This is a genomic window from Cupriavidus sp. CP313, assembly GCF_054072015.1.
The window spans coordinates 179,670-197,362 of the sequence record NZ_JBSVZB010000005.1; the positions used below are offsets into that span (position 1 = coordinate 179,670).

General features: G+C 67.7%; 15 protein-coding genes. 8 read left to right on the top strand and 7 right to left on the bottom strand.

Features of this window, described 5'->3' with window-relative positions; translation table 11 throughout:
- Positions 1–130: 130 nt before the first annotated feature.
- Positions 131–2,998 (top strand): valine--tRNA ligase, encoded by a 2,868-nt coding sequence (locus ACW4E8_RS09435; protein WP_456804254.1) that lies wholly within the window; start codon positions 131–133, stop codon positions 2,996–2,998.
- A 129-nt stretch (positions 2,999–3,127) separates the two neighbouring features.
- Positions 3,128–4,018, top strand: coding sequence for a UTP--glucose-1-phosphate uridylyltransferase GalU (gene galU / locus ACW4E8_RS09440; protein ID WP_456804255.1), 891 nt, complete (start codon positions 3,128–3,130; stop codon positions 4,016–4,018).
- 87 nt (positions 4,019–4,105) lie between these two features.
- Here galU and ACW4E8_RS09445 read toward each other — a convergent pair whose 3' ends face one another.
- The 6 genes from ACW4E8_RS09445 to ACW4E8_RS09470 form a co-directional block, all read right to left on the bottom strand.
- Positions 4,106–4,333, bottom strand: a complete 228-nt coding sequence (locus ACW4E8_RS09445) for a sulfurtransferase TusA family protein (RefSeq protein WP_010813669.1) — start codon at positions 4,331–4,333, stop codon at positions 4,106–4,108.
- 50 nt (positions 4,334–4,383) lie between these two features.
- Complete coding sequence (locus ACW4E8_RS09450; RefSeq protein ID WP_010813670.1) at positions 4,384–4,968, bottom strand: NUDIX domain-containing protein; 585 nt, start codon at positions 4,966–4,968, stop codon at positions 4,384–4,386.
- A gap of 47 nt (positions 4,969–5,015) precedes the next feature.
- The gene (locus ACW4E8_RS09455; protein WP_456804256.1) at positions 5,016–6,047 is read right to left on the bottom strand and encodes a threonine aldolase family protein; all 1,032 of its coding nucleotides are present in this window, start codon (positions 6,045–6,047) and stop codon (positions 5,016–5,018) included.
- A gap of 28 nt (positions 6,048–6,075) precedes the next feature.
- Entirely contained in the window at positions 6,076–6,264 is a 189-nt protein-coding gene (locus tag ACW4E8_RS09460) for a 4-oxalocrotonate tautomerase (protein WP_010813672.1), read from the bottom strand.
- A 52-nt stretch (positions 6,265–6,316) separates the two neighbouring features.
- Positions 6,317–7,093, bottom strand: a complete 777-nt coding sequence (locus ACW4E8_RS09465; protein ID WP_456804257.1) for a class II aldolase/adducin family protein — start codon at positions 7,091–7,093, stop codon at positions 6,317–6,319.
- Positions 7,094–7,244: 151 nt separating this feature from the next.
- Positions 7,245–8,504 carry a YbfB/YjiJ family MFS transporter gene (locus ACW4E8_RS09470; protein WP_456804258.1) on the bottom strand — a complete coding sequence of 420 codons (1,260 nt, stop codon included), beginning with the start codon at positions 8,502–8,504 and terminating at the stop codon, positions 7,245–7,247.
- 129 nt (positions 8,505–8,633) lie between these two features.
- Between ACW4E8_RS09470 and ACW4E8_RS09475 the strand changes: the two genes are divergently transcribed.
- The 3 genes from ACW4E8_RS09475 (at position 8,634) to ACW4E8_RS09485 (ending at position 11,897) form a co-directional block, all read left to right on the top strand.
- The gene (locus tag ACW4E8_RS09475; RefSeq protein ID WP_456804259.1) at positions 8,634–9,527 is read left to right on the top strand and encodes a LysR substrate-binding domain-containing protein; all 894 of its coding nucleotides are present in this window, start codon (positions 8,634–8,636) and stop codon (positions 9,525–9,527) included.
- 100 nt (positions 9,528–9,627) lie between these two features.
- On the top strand, positions 9,628–11,127 hold the full coding sequence (locus ACW4E8_RS09480) for an NfeD family protein (protein WP_456804260.1): 1,500 nt from the start codon (positions 9,628–9,630) through the stop codon (positions 11,125–11,127).
- 2 nt (positions 11,128–11,129) lie between these two features.
- Positions 11,130–11,897: a slipin family protein gene (locus ACW4E8_RS09485; RefSeq protein ID WP_035824280.1), complete on the top strand. Its 768-nt coding sequence runs from the start codon at positions 11,130–11,132 to the stop codon at positions 11,895–11,897.
- 64 nt (positions 11,898–11,961) lie between these two features.
- Here ACW4E8_RS09485 and alaS read toward each other — a convergent pair whose 3' ends face one another.
- Complete coding sequence (alaS, locus tag ACW4E8_RS09490) at positions 11,962–14,586, bottom strand: alanine--tRNA ligase (RefSeq protein WP_456804261.1); 2,625 nt, start codon at positions 14,584–14,586, stop codon at positions 11,962–11,964.
- A 293-nt stretch (positions 14,587–14,879) separates the two neighbouring features.
- Here alaS and ACW4E8_RS09495 point away from each other — a divergent pair, with 293 nt between their 5' ends.
- The 3 genes from ACW4E8_RS09495 to ACW4E8_RS09505 all read left to right on the top strand — a co-directional run bounded on the left by ACW4E8_RS09495 (position 14,880) and on the right by ACW4E8_RS09505 (position 17,676).
- Positions 14,880–16,100, top strand: a complete 1,221-nt coding sequence (locus ACW4E8_RS09495) for a CaiB/BaiF CoA transferase family protein (RefSeq protein WP_456804262.1) — start codon at positions 14,880–14,882, stop codon at positions 16,098–16,100.
- Between the two features lie 96 nt (positions 16,101–16,196).
- Positions 16,197–16,652 (top strand): DUF2214 family protein, encoded by a 456-nt coding sequence (locus ACW4E8_RS09500; protein ID WP_456804263.1) that lies wholly within the window; start codon positions 16,197–16,199, stop codon positions 16,650–16,652.
- A 28-nt stretch (positions 16,653–16,680) separates the two neighbouring features.
- Positions 16,681–17,676, top strand: coding sequence for a Bug family tripartite tricarboxylate transporter substrate binding protein (locus ACW4E8_RS09505; protein WP_456804264.1), 996 nt, complete (start codon positions 16,681–16,683; stop codon positions 17,674–17,676).
- Positions 17,677–17,693 lie beyond the last annotated feature (17 nt).

Here is a 17,693-nt window from a genome sequence, read left to right on the forward strand (position 1 = left end):
CACCAGCCTGCCACCCCCGTATAATTTAACGTTTTACTGGCGCAATGCCGGCTGCCGACGGCCGCCGCCTCGCCAGGCGCAGGCCGAAGCACCCTGCGACGACCCCCGACGCCAATATCCACATCCCAGCATGACCGCCCAAGACCAGTCCCTTGCCAAGAGCTTCGAACCCGCCGCCATCGAGGCGAAATGGGGCCCCGAGTGGGAGAAGCGCGGCATCGCCCAGCCGACCTTCGACCCTGCCCGCCCGGACTTTGCGATCCAGCTGCCGCCGCCCAATGTGACCGGCACGCTGCATATGGGCCACGCTTTCAACCAGACCATCATGGACGGCCTGGCGCGCCATGCGCGCATGACCGGCGCCAATACGCTGTGGGTGCCGGGCACCGACCACGCCGGCATCGCCACCCAGATCGTGGTGGAGCGCCAGCTCGAGTCGCAGGGCGTGTCGCGCCATGAGCTGGGCCGCGAGAAATTCACCGAGAAGGTGTGGGCCTGGAAGGAAGAGTCGGGCTCGACCATCACCCGCCAGGTGCGGCGCATGGGCGCTTCGATCGACTGGAGCCGCGAGTACTTCACGATGTCGCCCGAGATGTCGACGGCGGTCACCGAAGCCTTCGTGCGCCTGCACGAGCAGGGCCTGATCTATCGCGGCAAGCGCCTGGTCAACTGGGACCCGGTGCTGGGCACCGCGGTGTCGGACCTGGAAGTCGACAGCGTCGAGGAAGAAGGCTCGCTGTGGCATATCCACTATCCGCTGGTCGAGGCTGACGCCAAGGGCGGCCTGACCCACCTGACCGTGGCCACCACCCGCCCGGAAACCATGCTGGGCGACGTGGCCGTGATGGTCCACCCGGAAGACGAGCGCTATGCGCACCTGATCGGCAAGTTCGTGCAGCTGCCGCTGACCGAGCGCCAGATCCCGGTGATTGCCGACGAATACGTCGACCGCGAGTTCGGCACCGGCGTGGTCAAGGTGACCCCGGGCCATGACTTCAACGACTATGCGGTGGGCCAGCGCCACAACCTGCCGCAACTGTCGATCCTGTCGCTGGACGCGAAGATCGTTGCCGACGCCCCCGCCGCCTACGCCGGCCTGGACCGCTTCGACGCGCGCAAGGCCATCGTCGAGGACCTGGACAAGCGTGGCCTGCTGGCCGAGGTCAAGAAGCACAAGCTGATGACCCCGCGCAGCGAGCGCACCGGCAGCGCGATCGAACCGATGCTGACCGACCAGTGGTTCGTCGCCATGAGCAAGCCGGCGCCGGAAGGCACCTTCTACCCGGGCCGCTCGATCGCCGAGGTGGCGCTGGAAGCCGTGCAGAGCGGCGAGATCAAGCTGGTGCCGGAAAACTGGATCAGCACCTACAACCAGTGGCTGGGCAATATCCAGGACTGGTGCATCTCGCGCCAGCTGTGGTGGGGCCACCAGATCCCGGCGTGGTACGACGATGCCGGCAACTGCTTTGTCGGCCGCACCGAAGACGAAGCGCTGGCCAAGGCAAAGGCCGCCGGCAGCACCGGCAGCCTGCGCCGCGAGGAAGACGTGCTCGACACCTGGTTCTCGTCGGCGCTGGTACCCTTCTCCTCGCTGGGCTGGCCGGAAGAAACCCCCGAGATCCAGCACTTCCTGCCGTCGTCGGTGCTGGTGACCGGCTACGACATCATCTTCTTCTGGGTGGCGCGCATGGTCATGATGACCAAGCACTTCACCGGCAAGGTGCCCTTCCATACCGTCTACGTGCACGGACTGGTGCGCGATTCGGAAGGCAAGAAGATGAGCAAGTCCGAGGGCAACACCCTGGACCCGGTGGACCTGATCGACGGCATCGATCTCGACACGCTGCTGCAGAAGCGCACCACCGGCCTGCGCCGCCCCAAGGACGCGCCCAAGATCGAGAAGAAGACGAAAAAGGAATTCCCCGAGGGCATTCCCGCCTTCGGCGCCGACGCGCTGCGCTTCACCTTCGCGTCGCTGGCGACGCTGGGCCGCAACGTCAATTTCGATACCGGCCGCTGCGAGGGCTACCGCAACTTCTGCAACAAGCTGTGGAACGCGACCCGCTTCGTGCTGATGAACACCGAAGGCCATGACTGCGGCATGGGCCCGTGCAGCAACGACTGCGGCCCGGACGGCTACCTGGATTTCTCGCAGGCCGACCGCTGGATCGTGTCGCTGCTGCAGCGCGTGGAAGCCGACGTCGAGAAGGGCTTTGCCGAATACCGCTTCGACAATATCGCCAACGCGATCTACAAGTTCGTCTGGGACGAATACTGCGACTGGTACCTGGAGCTGGCCAAGGTGCAGATCCAGAACGGCACCGAGGCCCAGCAGCGCGCCACGCGGCGCACGCTGCTGCGCGTGCTCGAGACCGTGCTGCGCCTGGCGCACCCGATCATCCCCTTCATCACCGAAGAGCTGTGGCAGAAGGTGGCCCCGCTGGCCGGCCGCGCCAAGGGTGATGGCTCCGAGACCATTGCGCTGCAGCCCTACCCGCTGCCGGCGGTCGCCAAGATCGACGAAGATGCCGAGCAATGGGTTGCGCGCCTGAAGGAAGTGATCGATGCCTGCCGCAACCTGCGCGGCGAGATGAACATCTCGCCGGCCCAGCGCATCCCGCTCTATGCTGAGGGTGACACCACCTTCCTGAAGGCGGCGAGCGCACATATCCAGGCACTGGCGAAACTTTCCGAGGTGCGCGTCTTCGAAGATGAAGCTGCCCTGCAGGCTGAAGGCGCCGGCGCGCCGGTCGCCATTGCCGGGGGCAACCACCTGCTGCTGAAGATCGAGATCGATGTCGGCGCCGAGCGCGTGCGCCTGTCGAAGGAAGTCGAGCGCATCGGTGGCGAAATCGGCAAGTGCCGCGCCAAGCTGTCCAACGAGAGCTTTGTCGCCAAGGCACCGCCTGCCGTGGTGGCGCAAGAGACGCAGCGCCTGGCCGATTTCGAGCAAACGCTGGCCAAGCTGCAGGGCCAGCTGCAACGGCTGCCGGCCTGACGGCACGGCGGCCGCATTCACGCCCCTGCCTGCCGGGGGTTCTGTCCGGCTTCGTCGGACAGAACCGGACAGACGGCGCCCGCAATGGCTGGCAGGGTTATGGACTGGAATCTGAGAGGTACACCTGATATGGAAAATCGCGTCACCAAGGCTGTGTTCCCGGTTGCGGGCCTGGGCACTCGCTTCCTGCCGGCCACCAAGGCCAGCCCCAAGGAAATGCTTCCGGTGGTGGACAAGCCGCTGATCCAGTACGCCGTGGAAGAAGCCATGGCCGCCGGCATTACCGAGATGATCTTTGTCACCGGCCGCTCCAAGCGCGCCATCGAGGACCATTTCGACAAGGCCTTCGAGCTGGAAGTGGAGCTTGAGGCCAAGAACAAGCAGGCGCTGCTGGACGTGGTGCGCTCGATCAAGCCCGCCAACGTGGAGTGCTTCTACGTGCGCCAGCCCGAAGCGCTGGGCCTGGGCCATGCGGTGCTGTGCGCGGCCAAGCTGGTCGGCGACACCCCGTTCGCGGTGATGCTGGCCGATGACCTGATCGACGGCAACCCACCGGTGATGAAGCAGATGGTGGATACCTTCAACCACTACAACTGCTCGGTGCTGGGCGTCGAGGAGATCACGCCGGAGCAAAGCCGCTCCTACGGCGTGATCGACGGCCGCGAGTGGGATGCGGACGTGATCAAGGTCTCGGGCATCATCGAGAAGCCGGCGCCGGAAGACGCGCCGTCCAACCTGGGCGTGGTCGGCCGCTACATCCTGACCCCGCGCATCTTCGACCACCTGCGCGACCTGAAGCCGGGCGCCGGCGGCGAGCTGCAGCTGACCGACGCGATCCAGTCGCTGCTGGGCCAGGAGCAGGTGCTGGCCTACCGCTACCAGGGCCGCCGCTATGACTGCGGCAGCAAGCTGGGCTACCTGAAGGCAACCGTTGAATTTGCCTTGAAGCACCCGGAAGTCGGGGCTGACTTCAGCGCCTACCTGGAATCGCGCGAGCACCTGACCGGCATCGGCAGCTGATCGCGCTGGCCTGCAAACAAGGAAAAAGCCGCTTTCGAGCGGCTTTTTCCTTGTGCAGCCCCGCCAGGTGCGGGAGCCGTATGCCGGTCAACGGCGGCGCATGTAGAACACAAAGACCTTGTCCACTTCGGAGTGCGACAGCAGCTCATTGCCGGTCTGCTTGGCAAAGGCCTGGAAATCGCGCGTGGCGCCGGGATCGGTGGCCAGCACCTTGAGCACATCGCCGCTGGCCATGTCGGCCAGGGCCTTCTTGGTGCGCAGGATCGGCAGCGGGCAGTTCAGGCCGCGCGCATCCACTTCTTTCTGGAACTCCATTCGTCTCTTCCTTCGATTCTGGGGGCTGGGCGGCTGGCCGGGGGCCAGCCTCACCACCGGTATTGTAGCGAACCCCCGACCAGGCTGAAGTCGTGCGGGCGGCGCGGGTCGGGAATGTCCGCGCCGGTCTGGCGGTCGAAGAAGCGCACCGGATAGCCGCGCGCGGCCAGCCAGTCGGCCACCGCGAAGCCGGTGCCGGCCGACCAGACGCGCACATCCTCCGGCGCCACCAGCTTGTAGTCGGCCAGCTCTTCGGACAGCGCCACAGTGCCGGTCGCCTTGACGTGGTAGGCGATGATCAGCTCGTTCTTGCGCATGAACTCGTAGACGCCGATCAGCGACACCGACTCGGTATCGAGGTTGGTCTCTTCCTTCAGTTCGCGCGCCACGCCCAGCTCGGGCGGCTCGTCGCGCTCCAGGAAGCCCGTCACCAGTGCGAACATGGTCTCCGGCCAGGCGGCATTGCGCGCCAGCAGCAGCTTGTCCTGGTACTCCACCACCGCCGCCAGCACCGGCAGCGGGTTGTTCCAGTGCACGAAGCCGCATTCCTGCTGCACGCAGGCGTGGCGTTCGCGCCCGGACAGCGGCAGCACCTCCAGCGGCGCGCCGCACTGCGGGCAGAATCGGTATTGCATTTGGGGGCTCCTGAAGGGGTCTCGTCGTTATAGGTATGGGATGCCGGTCAGGCGCCGCACGCCGTGCGCATATCGGCGGCCAGCGCCTCAACCGTCTGCGGCTGCAGGTCCCATGAACACATGAAACGGCAGCCGCCGGCGCCGATAAAGGTATAGAAGCGCCAGCCCTTCGCGCGCAGCGCCTCGATCGCGGGCAGCGGCAGCTCGGCGAACACGGCGTTGGACTGTGTCGGAAACATGATGCGAACGCCCGGAATATCGCTGATGCGCTGCTGCAGCAACTGCGCCATCGCATTGGCATGGCGCGCGTTGGCGAGCCATACGTCGTTCTCGAGCAAACCCAGCCACGGCGCGGAGATAAAGCGCATCTTCGACGCCAGCTGCCCGGCCTGCTTGACGCGGTAGGCAAAGTCCTCGGCCAGGCGGCGGTCGAAGAACACCACCGCCTCGCCCACCGGCAGGCCGTTCTTGGTGCCGCCGAAGCACAGCACATCGACGCCGGCGCGCCAGGTGATCTCGGACGGATGCACCCCCAGCGAGGCCACCGCATTGGCAAAGCGCGCGCCGTCCATATGCACGCGCAGCTGGCGTCGCTTGGCGATGGCGGCAATCGCGCGCACCTCTTCCACGCTGTAGACGGTGCCGACTTCGGTCGACTGCGTCAGCGACACCACCTTGGGCTTGGGGTAATGGATATCGGAGCGGCGCGTGACCAGCGCCTCGACCGCGTCGGGCGTGAGCTTGCCGTCGGCGCCGGGCGCGGTCAGCAGCTTGGAGCCGTTGGAGAAGAACTCCGGGCCGCCGCATTCATCGGTCTCGATATGCGCCAGCTCGTGGCAGATCACCGAGTGGTACGACTGGCACAGCGCCGACAGCGCCAGCGAGTTGGCCGCCGTGCCGTTGAACACGAAGAACACTTCGCAGTCGGTCTGGAACAGGTCGCGGATACGGTCGCAGACCTTCTGGGTCCAGGTATCGTCGCCGTAGGCCTGTTCATGGCCGCTGGCGTTGGCTTCCAGGAAATACTTGAGCGATTCCGGGCAGAAGCCGGCGTAGTTGTCAGAGGCGAAGTGCTGCATGGTGTTCAGTGTGAGGCTGCGTGGAACCTTATTTCTTGTCGGCCCACAGCTCGCCGCCGGTGGCCCAGTTCTCGCGCTTGATGTCGGTGATGATGATGTCGACGGCCGAGGCCGAGCAGCCCAGGGTTTCGCAGCTGACGCGGGTCACTTCCTCGACAAACTTGCGCTTCTGCTCGATGGTACGGCCTTCAAACATTTCGACGTGGAAAGTCGGCATGCAATGCTCCTTTGATGAATGTGGTTGAGTCGCGGCGGGGAATCAGTCCCGCTCAGTCCCGGTATGAAGGATCGATTCTATCCAGTTTGCGCAGCAGCGCGGGCCACTCCATCACGCCTTCGACGGCGCCGTTGTCGTAGAGCTGCCCGGAGGTCTTGTCCGCCACGGCCGCGCCGGGTTGCACCAGCGCACCGCCCGCCTGCGCGGCAATCTGGACCTCGCAGGCCTTGATCAGCGTCGCCATCAGCACATAGGCCTCGGCCACGGTGCGGCCCACCGTCAGCGTGCCGTGGTTGCGCAACAGCATGGCCGGATGCGCACCCAGCGACGCGGTCAGCCGCGCGCCTTCGGCTGGCGTGAAGGCCAGGCCTTCGTAGTCGTGGTAGGCCATGCGGCCGTGGAAGCGCATCGCATGCTGCGACAGCGGCAACAGCCCCGCGGCCTGCGCCGATACGGCGATGCCGGCGGTGTTATGCAGGTGCATCACGCACATCGCGTCGGCGCGCGCCGCATGCACCGCGGCGTGCAGCGCAAAGCCGGTCACATTGACCGGATGCACGGTCTCGCCGACGACCTCGCCGCGGCCGTTGATCTTGACCAGGTCGCTGGCGCGGATCTCGTCGAAGGCAAAGCCAAAGGGATTGATCAGGAAGTGCTCGGGCTCGCCCGGCACCGTGGCGGAGATATGGGTGTAGATCAGGTCATCCCAGCCCTCGCGCGCGGCCAGGCGGTAGGCGGCGGCAAGGTCGACGCGCACGCGCTGTTCTTCGGCGGAAACGGGCTGGATGGGGGCACCCGCGGCACGCGCGGGCTGCAAGGCAAAAGACATGGGGTCGCTCCTGCGCCGCCCGGTCGCGCGTGCCGGGTACGGCCCCGGCCTTCTGTGCCGCGCCACGGGCTGCACGCTAGTGGACCAGGCGCGGCAGCCGCTCGCGTGGCGCGCCAGGCGGCAAAGGCCATACTTTAGCGCACCTTGCCGATCAGCTCCGGGCGGCCCCCGGCGGCCAGGCGCGGCGCATCCAGGCGAACACCAGCGCGCCGAGCAGCAGCGCCGCCGCCGCGCACGCCAGCGAACTGGCAAAGCCCCCGGTGCGCGCCACCAGCGCGGTCGCCAGCGGCGGCCCGGCGATCTGGCCCAGGCCGTAGGATGCCGTCATCAGGCCCATCAGCCGCGGCGCGTGCGGCCCCCACAGGCGCCGCGCCTCGCGCATCGCAAACGCCACCAGCGCGGTGAACGGCAGCCCCGCCAGCAGGCTGCTGAGGGCAAAGCCGGCCACGGTCGGGAACACCACCGCGATCGCCACGCCCAGCGCCTGCATGCCGTACAGCAGCGTCAGCAGCTTGCGGTTGTCGTGCGCCATGCCGACCCGCGTGGCCAGGAACGCGCCCACCGCCACGCCCGCGCCGAAGATCGGCCAGAACAGGTCGGCCCAGACCGTGCCGGGCAGCGCCTCGCGCGCAATCACCGGCAGGAAGGTCGCGGTGATGATGTAGCCAAAGCCGGCCAGGCCGTAGGCGAAGGTCAGCGCCCAGGTCTGGGCATCGAGCCGCGCGGCGCCTGTGTCGGCTGCCGCCTGGGATGCCGCCGTCGTCGCCGTCATCGACACGGCAGGCTGCGCTACGAAGATCCGCCAGACCGCCGCCACCAGCACCACCGCCAGCGCCGTGAACGCGAGCCAGCCATAGTCCGCATGCCAGCCCGCGCCGACCATGCCGGACGCGCCCAGCCCGGTGACGACAATGCCCAGCCCCGGCCCGCAGAAGATCAGCCCGCCGAGCTCTGGCTTGCCCAGTTCCGCCAGCCGCTGCAGGCACCAGCCCGAGGTATAGACCAGCACCACCGCGCTGGCCACGCCCGCGGCGGCGCGCCACAGCGACCATGCCGGCATGCCGCCCGGCAGGGCCATGCCCAGCGTCAGCAGCACCGTCGCAACCAGGCCCCAGCGCACCATGCGCACCGCGTCGGGCCGGATAAACATGCACACGGCGGCGCCGGCGAAGTAGCCGATGTAGTTGAACGTGGCCAGCCAGCCGCCCTCGTGCAGCGTGACGGTGCCGTCATGCAGCATCATCGGCAGCAGCGGCGTGAAGGCAAAGCGGCCAATGCCCATCACCACCGCCAGCGACACCAGGCCGGCCATGGCTACCGCCACCGCGCCGGCTTCGCGCCGTGCCGACGCCCGGGTGGCCAGGCGCGCAGCGGCGGGGTGTTCAGGGTCGAGGCTGTGGGGGTTCGGCATGGCTGGGGCTGGCGGGGGCAGCGGTTGCATTGCGATGCCTGTATGCTACGCTGGCTTTATCATCCCCAAAAATGAATTATCAAGATGCCATGCATCTTGATAAGAGATGGATAGCCACAGGAGTCCCACATGGACCTTGCCGCCCTCGAGATCTTCCGCGCCGTCGTCGAAGCCGGCGGCATTACCCGTGCGGCCGAGCGGCTGCACCGGGTGCAGTCCAATGTCACCACGCGCATCCGCCAACTGGAGCAGTCGCTCGGGGTCGACCTGTTCGTGCGCGACGGCCGGCGCATGGTGCTGACGCCATCCGGGCAGACCCTGTTCGACTATGCCTGCCGCATCCTCAGCATGACTGAAGAGGCACGCCAGGCGGTGCTGCCGGCGCGGCCGCACGGCCGGCTGCGCATTGCCTCGATGGAGAGCACCGCCGCCAGCCGCCTGCCCAATGTGCTGGCCGCATACCACCAGGCCTGGCCCGACGTGCAGCTGGAACTGGTCACGCTGGCCACGCGCCAGGCCCTGGATGCGCTGGCGCGCTTCGAGGTGGAATGCGCCTTTGTCGCCGAGCCGCTGACCGACCCGGCGCTGAGCGCCGTCCCGGTGTTCGAGGAAGAGCTGGTGGTGATCACGCGCGATCGCCATCGCCCGGTGCGCACCTCGGCCGACCTGGAGGTGCCGACGCTGCTGGCGTTCGAGCCCGGCTGCAACTACCGCGCCCGGCTGGAGAACTGGTATGTGATCGGCGATGCGCCGACGCCGCGCGTGCTGCAACTGAGTTCGTACCATGCCATCGTCGCCTGCGTGGCGGCCGGCATCGGCGCGGCGATCGTGCCACGCTCGGTGCTGGGGCTGTACCGCGACCTGCCCGCCATCCGCCAGCACAGCCTGGGCGCGGCGGGTCGCGTGCGCACGCTGCTGGCCTGGCATCCGTCCATGGCCAGCGCGGCCTTGCATGCGCTGGTCGACACCCTCACCGCCCAATCACCCGGCCCTTCGGCCAAGCCTGGCCTGGCGGCGGCCTGAGCGCCTGGCGCAGGCGCCGCGGCAGGCGGCGTGCAAGATGTGCCCGGTGGCCTACACTTGAAGTGGCGCCATCACTGCACCTCGCGTGCCCGCCCCTGTCATGAAACCTGCTTCCGCGCTGCTGCGGGCCCTTCGGCCGATGTCCGGCCGGCTGCTGGCCGGCCTGGCGCTGGCGTGCGGCGCCATTGCCCTCGTCGGTGCCGGCGCCAGTGCGGCACCGGCCTCCGGCGCCTCGGCGCCCGCCGCCACCGTCACGACCACGGCAACCGCCCCGGTCTACGTGATTCCGCTCAAGGGTGCAGTCAGCCCGGCTAGCGCCAGCTTTATCCTGCGCAGCATGGAACGCGCGCGCGAGGGCGGCGCCCAGCTGGTGGTGCTGGAAATGGACACGCCGGGCGGGCTGGACGCGTCGATGCGTGAAATCATCCAGGCCATCCTGGCCTCGCCGGTACCGGTGGCCAGCTACGTCTATCCCGGCGGCGCGCGCGCGGCCAGTGCCGGCACCTACATCCTCTACGCCAGCCATATCGCGGCCATGGCGCCGGGCACCAACCTGGGCGCGGCCACCCCGGTGCAGGTCGGCATTGGCGGGCCGCAGAAGCCCGACGCCCTGCCCGGCGCCAAGCCCGCCTCGGCCCCCGCCAGCGAGCCCGCCGGGGGCGATGCCATGGCGCGCAAGCAGATGCACGACGCCTCGGCCTATATCCGCGGCCTGGCGCAACTGCGCGGACGCAACGCCGAATGGGCCGAGCGCGCCGTGCGCGAGTCGGTCAGCCTGTCTGCCGACGAGGCCCTGGCCCAGCGCGTGGTCGACCTGGTCGCCCCCGACCTGCCCGCGCTGTTGCGCCAGGTTGAAGGCCGCAAGATCACCGCCGTCGGCGGCAAGGCCAGCGTGCTGCACACCGCGAATGCGCCGGTGGTGGCACTGGAACCCGACTGGCGCGACCGCTTCCTGGCCGTGATCACCGAGCCCAGCGTGGCGCTGCTGCTGCTGATGATCGGCATCTACGGGCTGATCTTCGAATTCTCCACGCCGGGCATGGTGGTGCCCGGCGTCGCCGGTGCGATCTGCCTGCTGGTGGCGCTGTTCGCGCTGCACATGCTGCCCGTGAACTACGCCGGGCTGGCGCTGGTGGCGCTGGGCATCGGCTGCATGGTGGCGGAGCTGTTCCTGCCGACCTTCGGCGCGCTGGGCGTGGGCGGCATCATCGCCTTCGCCTTTGGCGCGGTGATGCTGATCGACACCGACGTGCCGGGCTTCGGCGTGCCGGTGCCGATGGTGGCGGCCATGTCGGCGCTGTCCGCGATCTTCGTGTTCGGCATGTCGGCGATGCTGGTGCGCTCGCGCAAGCGCCCGGTGGTCAGCGGTGCCGACACCCTGGTCGGCACCCGCGGCGAACTGCTGGACGACCTGCGCGGCGAAGGCTGGGCCTCGGTGCGCGGCGAGAACTGGCGCGTGCGCAGCGCCAGCCCCCTGGCGCGCGGCACGCCGGTGGTCGTCACCGCACGGCACGGCCTGGTGCTTGACGTGATCGCCGCCGGCAACGCCCCGCTTGTCCCGACACCCCCATCCCAACCGACTCCAGACAAGGGAGCCTGACCATGGCCTACGGATTCAGCTTCGGCGGTTTGATCTTCCTGCTGGCACTGCTGGTGATCACCTCGTTCCGCGTGCTGCGTGAATACGAACGCGGCGTGGTGTTCATGCTCGGACGCTTCTGGCGGGTCAAGGGCCCGGGCCTGGTGCTGCTGATCCCCGCCGTGCAGCAGATGGTCAGGGTGGACCTGCGCACGGTGGTGATGGACGTGCCGCCGCAGGATGTGATTTCGCGCGACAACGTCTCGGTGAAGGTCAATGCGGTGGTGTACTTCCGCGTGGTCGATCCGGAACGCGCCATCATCCAGGTGGCAAATTTCCTCGAGGCCACCAGCCAGCTGGCGCAGACCACGCTCCGCTCGGTGCTGGGCAAGCACGAGCTGGACGAGATGCTGGCCGAGCGCGAGAAGCTGAATCTGGACATCCAGCAGGCGCTGGACGCCCAGACCGACGGCTGGGGCATCAAGGTATCGAACGTCGAGATCAAGCATGTCGACCTGAACGAAACCATGATCCGCGCCATTGCGCGGCAGGCCGAGGCCGAACGCGAGCGGCGCGCCAAGGTGATCCATGCCGAGGGCGAACTGCAGGCTTCGGTGAAGCTGCTTGAAGCGGCCCAGATGCTGGCGCGCGAGCCGCAGGCCATGCAACTGCGCTACCTGCAGACGCTGACCCAGATTGCCGGGGACAAGAGCTCTACCATCGTCTTCCCGCTGCCGATCGACATTCTCACCCGGCTGGCCGGCAAGCCGCCCGGCGACGAGCGCCCATAGAAAAAATGGCGCCGAAGCGCCATTAGCAGTTGCCAGGCCCGAGGGGGGTGCCCCCCTCAGCCAGTCAGATCTTGCCCGCCACCCACTCGCTGACACCAGCCAGCGCCTGCGCCAGCTTGGCCGGCTCGGTGCCGCCAGCCTGTGCCATGTCGGGACGGCCACCACCCTTGCCGCCCACCTGCTGGGCGACAAAGTTGACCAGCTCGCCGGCCTTGACCTTGCCCGTGGCATCGGCCGTGACACCAGCGATCAGGCTGACCTTGCCGTCGGACACCGCACCCAGCACGATGGCCGCGCTCTGCAGCTTGTCCTTGAGCTTGTCCATGGTCTCGCGCAGGGTCTTGACGTCGGCGCCGTCCAGTTGCGCGGCCAGCACCTTGAGGCCCTTGATGTCGACCGCCTGCGCGGCCAGCTCGTCGCCCTGCGAGGCGGCCAGCTTGCTCTTCAGGCGTTCCAGTTCCTTCTCCAGCGCGCGCACCTGGTCCTGCACCTGGCCGATGCGCGGCACCAGCTCGGACGGCTGGGCCTTCAGCACGGCGGCGGCTTCGTTCAGCCTGGCGTCCAGGCTCTGCAGGTAGTGCAGCGCGTTGTCGCCGGTAATGGCTTCCACGCGGCGGATGCCGGCAGCAACGCCACCTTCCACCACGATCTTGAACAGGCCGATATCGCCGGTGCGGTGCACGTGGGTGCCGCCGCACAGTTCCTTCGAGGTGCCGATCGACAGCACGCGCACGTCGTCGGCGTACTTCTCGCCGAACAGTGCCATCGCGCCGCTCTTGACCGCGTCGTCGAACGGCATGATCTCGGCGTGCGTGTCCTGGTTGCGCAGGATCTCGGCGTTGACGATCTCTTCGACCTGGCGGATCTGCGCATCCGTCAGCGCGGCGTTGTGCGAGAAGTCGAAGCGGGTCTTGTCCGCATCCACCAGCGAGCCCTTCTGCTGCACGTGGCTGCCCAGCACTTCACGCAGGGCCTTGTGCATCAGATGGGTGGCCGAGTGGTTGCGCACCGTGCGCGCACGGCGCTGCGCGTCGACCTGGGCCGACACGGCGTCGCCCACCTTGAGCGCGCCGCCTTGCAGCGTGCCCTGGTGGCCAAACACATCGGCCTGGATCTTGGTGGTGTCGGCCACGGCGAAGCTGGCGTTGCCAGCCGTCAGCACGCCCTGGTCGCCGGCCTGGCCGCCGGACTCGGCGTAGAACGGGGTGTTGTCGAGCACCACCACGCCGGTCTGTCCCGGCTGCATGGCGTTCACGGCGGCGCCGTCCACATACAGCGCGGTGACCTTGGCTTGCGGCAGTTCCAGCTTCTCGTAGCCGTGGAACACGGTCTTGTCGCCGGTGTACTCCAGGCCGGCGGCCATCTTGAACTTGCCGGCGGCACGGGCCTGCTCGCGCTGGCGGTTCATGGCAGCGTCGAAGGCGGCCTCGTCCACGGCGATTTCCTGCTCGCGGCACACGTCCTGCGTCAGGTCCAGCGGGAAGCCGAAGGTGTCGTGCAGCTTGAATGCGAGTTCGCCGTCCAGCGTCTTGCCCCCCTTGAGCTTCAGGTCGGCCAGCGCGGCGTCCAGGATCGACATGCCGTTTTCGATGGTCTCGAAGAAGCGCTCTTCCTCGGCCTTCAGCACTTCGGTCACGCGCGATTGCGCTTCGGCCAGTTCCGGGTAGGCCTGGCCCATCTGGGCGACCAGGTCCGGCACCAGCTTGTGGAAGAACGGGGTCTTCTGGCCCAGCTTGTAGCCATGGCGGATGGCGCGGCGGATGATCCGGCGCAGCACGTAGCCGCGGCCTTCATTGCCGGGGATCACGCCGTCGACGATCAGAAACGCGCACGCGCGGATATGGTCGGCAATGACCTTGAGCGAGTTCTGGTTCAGGTTGTCGATATGCGTTTCACGCGCGGCGGCCTTGATCAGTGCCTGGAACAGGTCGATCTCATAGTTGCTGTGCACGTGCTGCAGCACCGCGGCAATGCGCTCCAGGCCCATGCCGGTGTCCACGCACGGCTTGGGCAGCGGCGTCATGTTGCCCTGGTCGTCGCGGTTGAACTGCATGAACACCAGGTTCCAGACCTCGATGTAGCGGTCGCCGTCTTCCTCGGGCGATCCCGGAGGGCCGCCCCACACGTCCGGGCCGTGGTCGTAGAAGATTTCCGAGCACGGGCCGCACGGGCCGGTGTCGGCCATTTGCCAGAAGTTGTCCGACGCGTAGCGCGCGCCCTTGTTGTCGCCGATGCGCACGATGCGCTCGGCCGGCACGCCCACTTCCTTGGCCCAGATGTCGTAGGCCTCGTCGTCTTCCGCATAGACCGTCACCCACAGCTTCTCTGCCGGCAGCTGGTAGGTCTTGGTCAGCAGCTCCCACGCGTACAGGATGGCATCGCGCTTGAAGTAGTCGCCAAACGAGAAGTTGCCCAGCATCTCGAAGAACGTATGGTGGCGCGCGGTGTAGCCCACGTTCTCCAGGTCATTGTGCTTGCCGCCGGCGCGCACCGAGCGCTGCGCCGAGGTGGCGCGGGTGTACGGGCGCTTGTCGGTGCCCAGGAACACGTCCTTGAACTGCACCATGCCGGAGTTGGTGAACAGCAGCGTCGGGTCGTTCGCCGGCACCAGGCTGGACGAGCGGACCACGGTATGGCCCTTCGATTCGAAGAACTGCAGGAACTTGCTGCGAATGTCTGAGACTTTCATGGGATGGCGGACGCTTGCCCTGGCGTGGCCGGGCGCGACGAATCAGTATTGGATTTGCAAGCCGTTGATTATACGGGCAAGGCAGCCCGCCGGGCGCGTCAGACATGGCGCCGGGGAGCCGGCCGGCTATCGCCCAAATCCCATCGTCATAAGCGCCCCATAAAGCACTCAAAGCCGCACCGGCGATTTGCCGGTGGTACAGTGCAGGCAACCCGCGCCGGCCTCTGTTTCCAGGGCCGCGCCCTCGCTGTTCCGACCGATCCCCCGCCTCACCCACTGCATTGACTACCGCCATGGGAGCTTTAAGCCATCTCCGCGTCCTCGACCTGACCCGCGTCCTTGCCGGGCCGTGGTGCGCCCAGAACCTTGCCGATTTCGGCGCCGACGTGATCAAGCTCGAGCGCCCCGGCGCCGGCGACGACACCCGCACCTGGGGCCCGCCCTGGCTCAAGGACGAGGACGGCCGCGACACCGCCGAAGCCGCCTACTACCTGGCCGCCAACCGCAACAAGCGCTCGGTGACCTGCGACATCAGCACGCCGGAAGGCCAGCAGATCGTGCGCGAGCTGGCGGCGCAGAGCGACGTGGTGCTGGAGAACTACAAGGTCGGCCAGCTCAAGAAGTACGGCCTGGACTACGAGTCGCTCAGGCAGGTCAGGCCCGACCTGATCTACTGCTCGGTCACCGGCTTCGGCCAGACCGGCCCGTACGCCGCGCGCCCGGGCTATGACTTCATCATCCAGGGCATGGGCGGCTTCATGAGCCTGACCGGCGAGCGCGACGACCTGCCCGGCGGCGGCCCGCAGAAGGCCGGCGTGGCCATTTCCGACCTGATGACCGGCCAGTACGCCACCATCGCCGTGCTGGCGGCGCTGGCGCACCGCGAGCGCACCGGCGAGGGCCAGTACATCGACATGGCACTGCTGGACGTGCAGGTGGCGATGCTGGCCAACATGAACACCAACTACCTGGCCAGCGGCGAGGCGCCGCGCCGCTGGGGCAATGCGCACCCGAATATCGTCCCCTACCAGACCTTCCAGGCCGCCGACGGCTGGATCATCGTGGCGGTGGGCAACGACGGGCAGTTCCGCAAGTTCGTCACCGACGGCGGCAAGCCCGAGCTGGCCGACGACCCGCGCTTTGCCACCAACCCGCAGCGCGTGGCCAACCGCGACGTGCTGGTGCCGATCCTGGCCGAGATGGTGCGCCCGCGCACCCGCGCGCAGTGGATCCGCGACCTGGAGGCCGCCGGCGTGCCGTGCGGCCCGATCAACACCCTCGACGACGTGTTCGAGGACGACCAGGTCAAGGCGCGCGGCCTGCGCGTGGACCTGCCCCACCCCAGCGCCGGCGAGGTCAAGCTGGTGGGCAGCCCGATCAAGATGAGCGCCACGCCGCCGCAGGCGCTGCGCCACCCGCCGCTGCTGGGCGAGCACACCGACACGGTGCTGGCCGACACGCTGGGCTACAGCCCTGAGCAGATCGAAGCACTACGTGCAAAGGGTGTGCTGTAAGATTCTCCTCCTGCCGGCGGCGGGCCCTAGTGCCCTGCCACCGGTGCCTTCCCGAAGCAGTTCAGTCCCCACTGAAGCAAAGGCAAAGGAGAACCCATGCTGACCGACGCCATACTGTCCTTCCTGCATTTCCTTGCGATCTTCGTCCTGATCACCCTGATGGCCGCCGAGGCCGTGGTGCTGCGCCCGGAAATCACGCCGGCCGCGGTGCGGCGCCTGTCGCTGTACGACCTGTTCTATTTCCTGTCCGCGATGGTGGTGCTGGGCACCGGCCTGCTGCGCCTGTTCTACGGCGCCAAGGGCGTCGACTTCTACCTGCACAACCCGTGGTTCCACGCCAAGGTGGGCGTGTTCGTGCTGATCGCGCTGTGCTCGCTGCCGCCGACCTTCGCCATCGCGCGCTGGCGCAAGCAGGCGCGCCGGCTGCCGGACTATGTGCCGCCGCCGTCCGAGCTGAAGGCCGCCCGCCGCTGGGTCATGATCGAAGCCCACCTGCTGATCCTGCTGCCGCTGTGCGCGGTCATGATGGCGCGGGGCATCGGCGCCAGATAAGAATCCCAATCCCCTGAAGCCCCGAGACATGCTGAAGAAACTGCTTGCCGCCGCGCTGACCGCGGCCCTGCTGCCCGCCGCCGCCGTGGCGGCCACCAATGCCTACCCGACCAAGCCGGTCCGCTTCGTGGTGCCTTACCCGGCCGGCGGCCCGCTCGACACCGTCGCGCGCGCCATCGGCGAGAAGCTGCGCGAGAGCCTGGGCCAGCCGGTGGTGGTCGAGAACAAGCCCGGCGCGGGCGGCAACCTGGGCGCGGACTACGTTGCCAAGCAGCCGGCCGACGGCTACACCATCGTCATGGGCGCGGTGGCCACGCACGCCATCAACCCGACGCTGTTCAGCAAGATGCCGTACGACCCGGTCAAGGACTTCGCGCCGATCACGCTGGTGGCCGACGTGCCCAACGTGCTGGTGATGCACCCGGGCAAGGCCGCCGAGCTGCACATCAACAATGTGCGCGACCTGGTCGCGTACGCGCGCAAGAACCCGGGCAAGCTGGACTACGCCTCGGGCGGCAACGGCAGCGCCGGCCACCTGTCGGGCGAGCTGTTCAAGAGCATGGCGAAGATCAGCATGGTCCATATCCCGTACAACGGCGCGTCGCCGGCGCAGCTGTCGGTGCTGTCGGGCCAGACCGACCTGATCTTCGACAACCTGGCTTCGGCGTCGGCCAATATCAAGGCGGGCAAGCTGAAGGCCTTTGCGGTCACCACTGCCAGCCGCGCCGCGGCCTTCCCGGAACTGCCGACCATCGCCGAAGCCGGAAAGGGGCTGGGCCTGGAAGGCTTCGACATCTCCACGTGGTTCGGCGTGTTCGCGCCGGCCAACACCCCGCGCGAGATCGTCGAGCGGCTTAACCATGAGATCGTGGCAATCCTGAAGACCGACGAGATGAAGGCACGCCTGGCCCGCATCGGCGCACAGCCGGCACCGACCACGCCCGAGCAGTTCGCGGCGCTGATCCAGCGCGAGTTGAAGAAATACGCGCAGATCGTGAAGGTGTCCGGGGCGAAGGTGGACTAAAGAAAAAGGCGGCCATG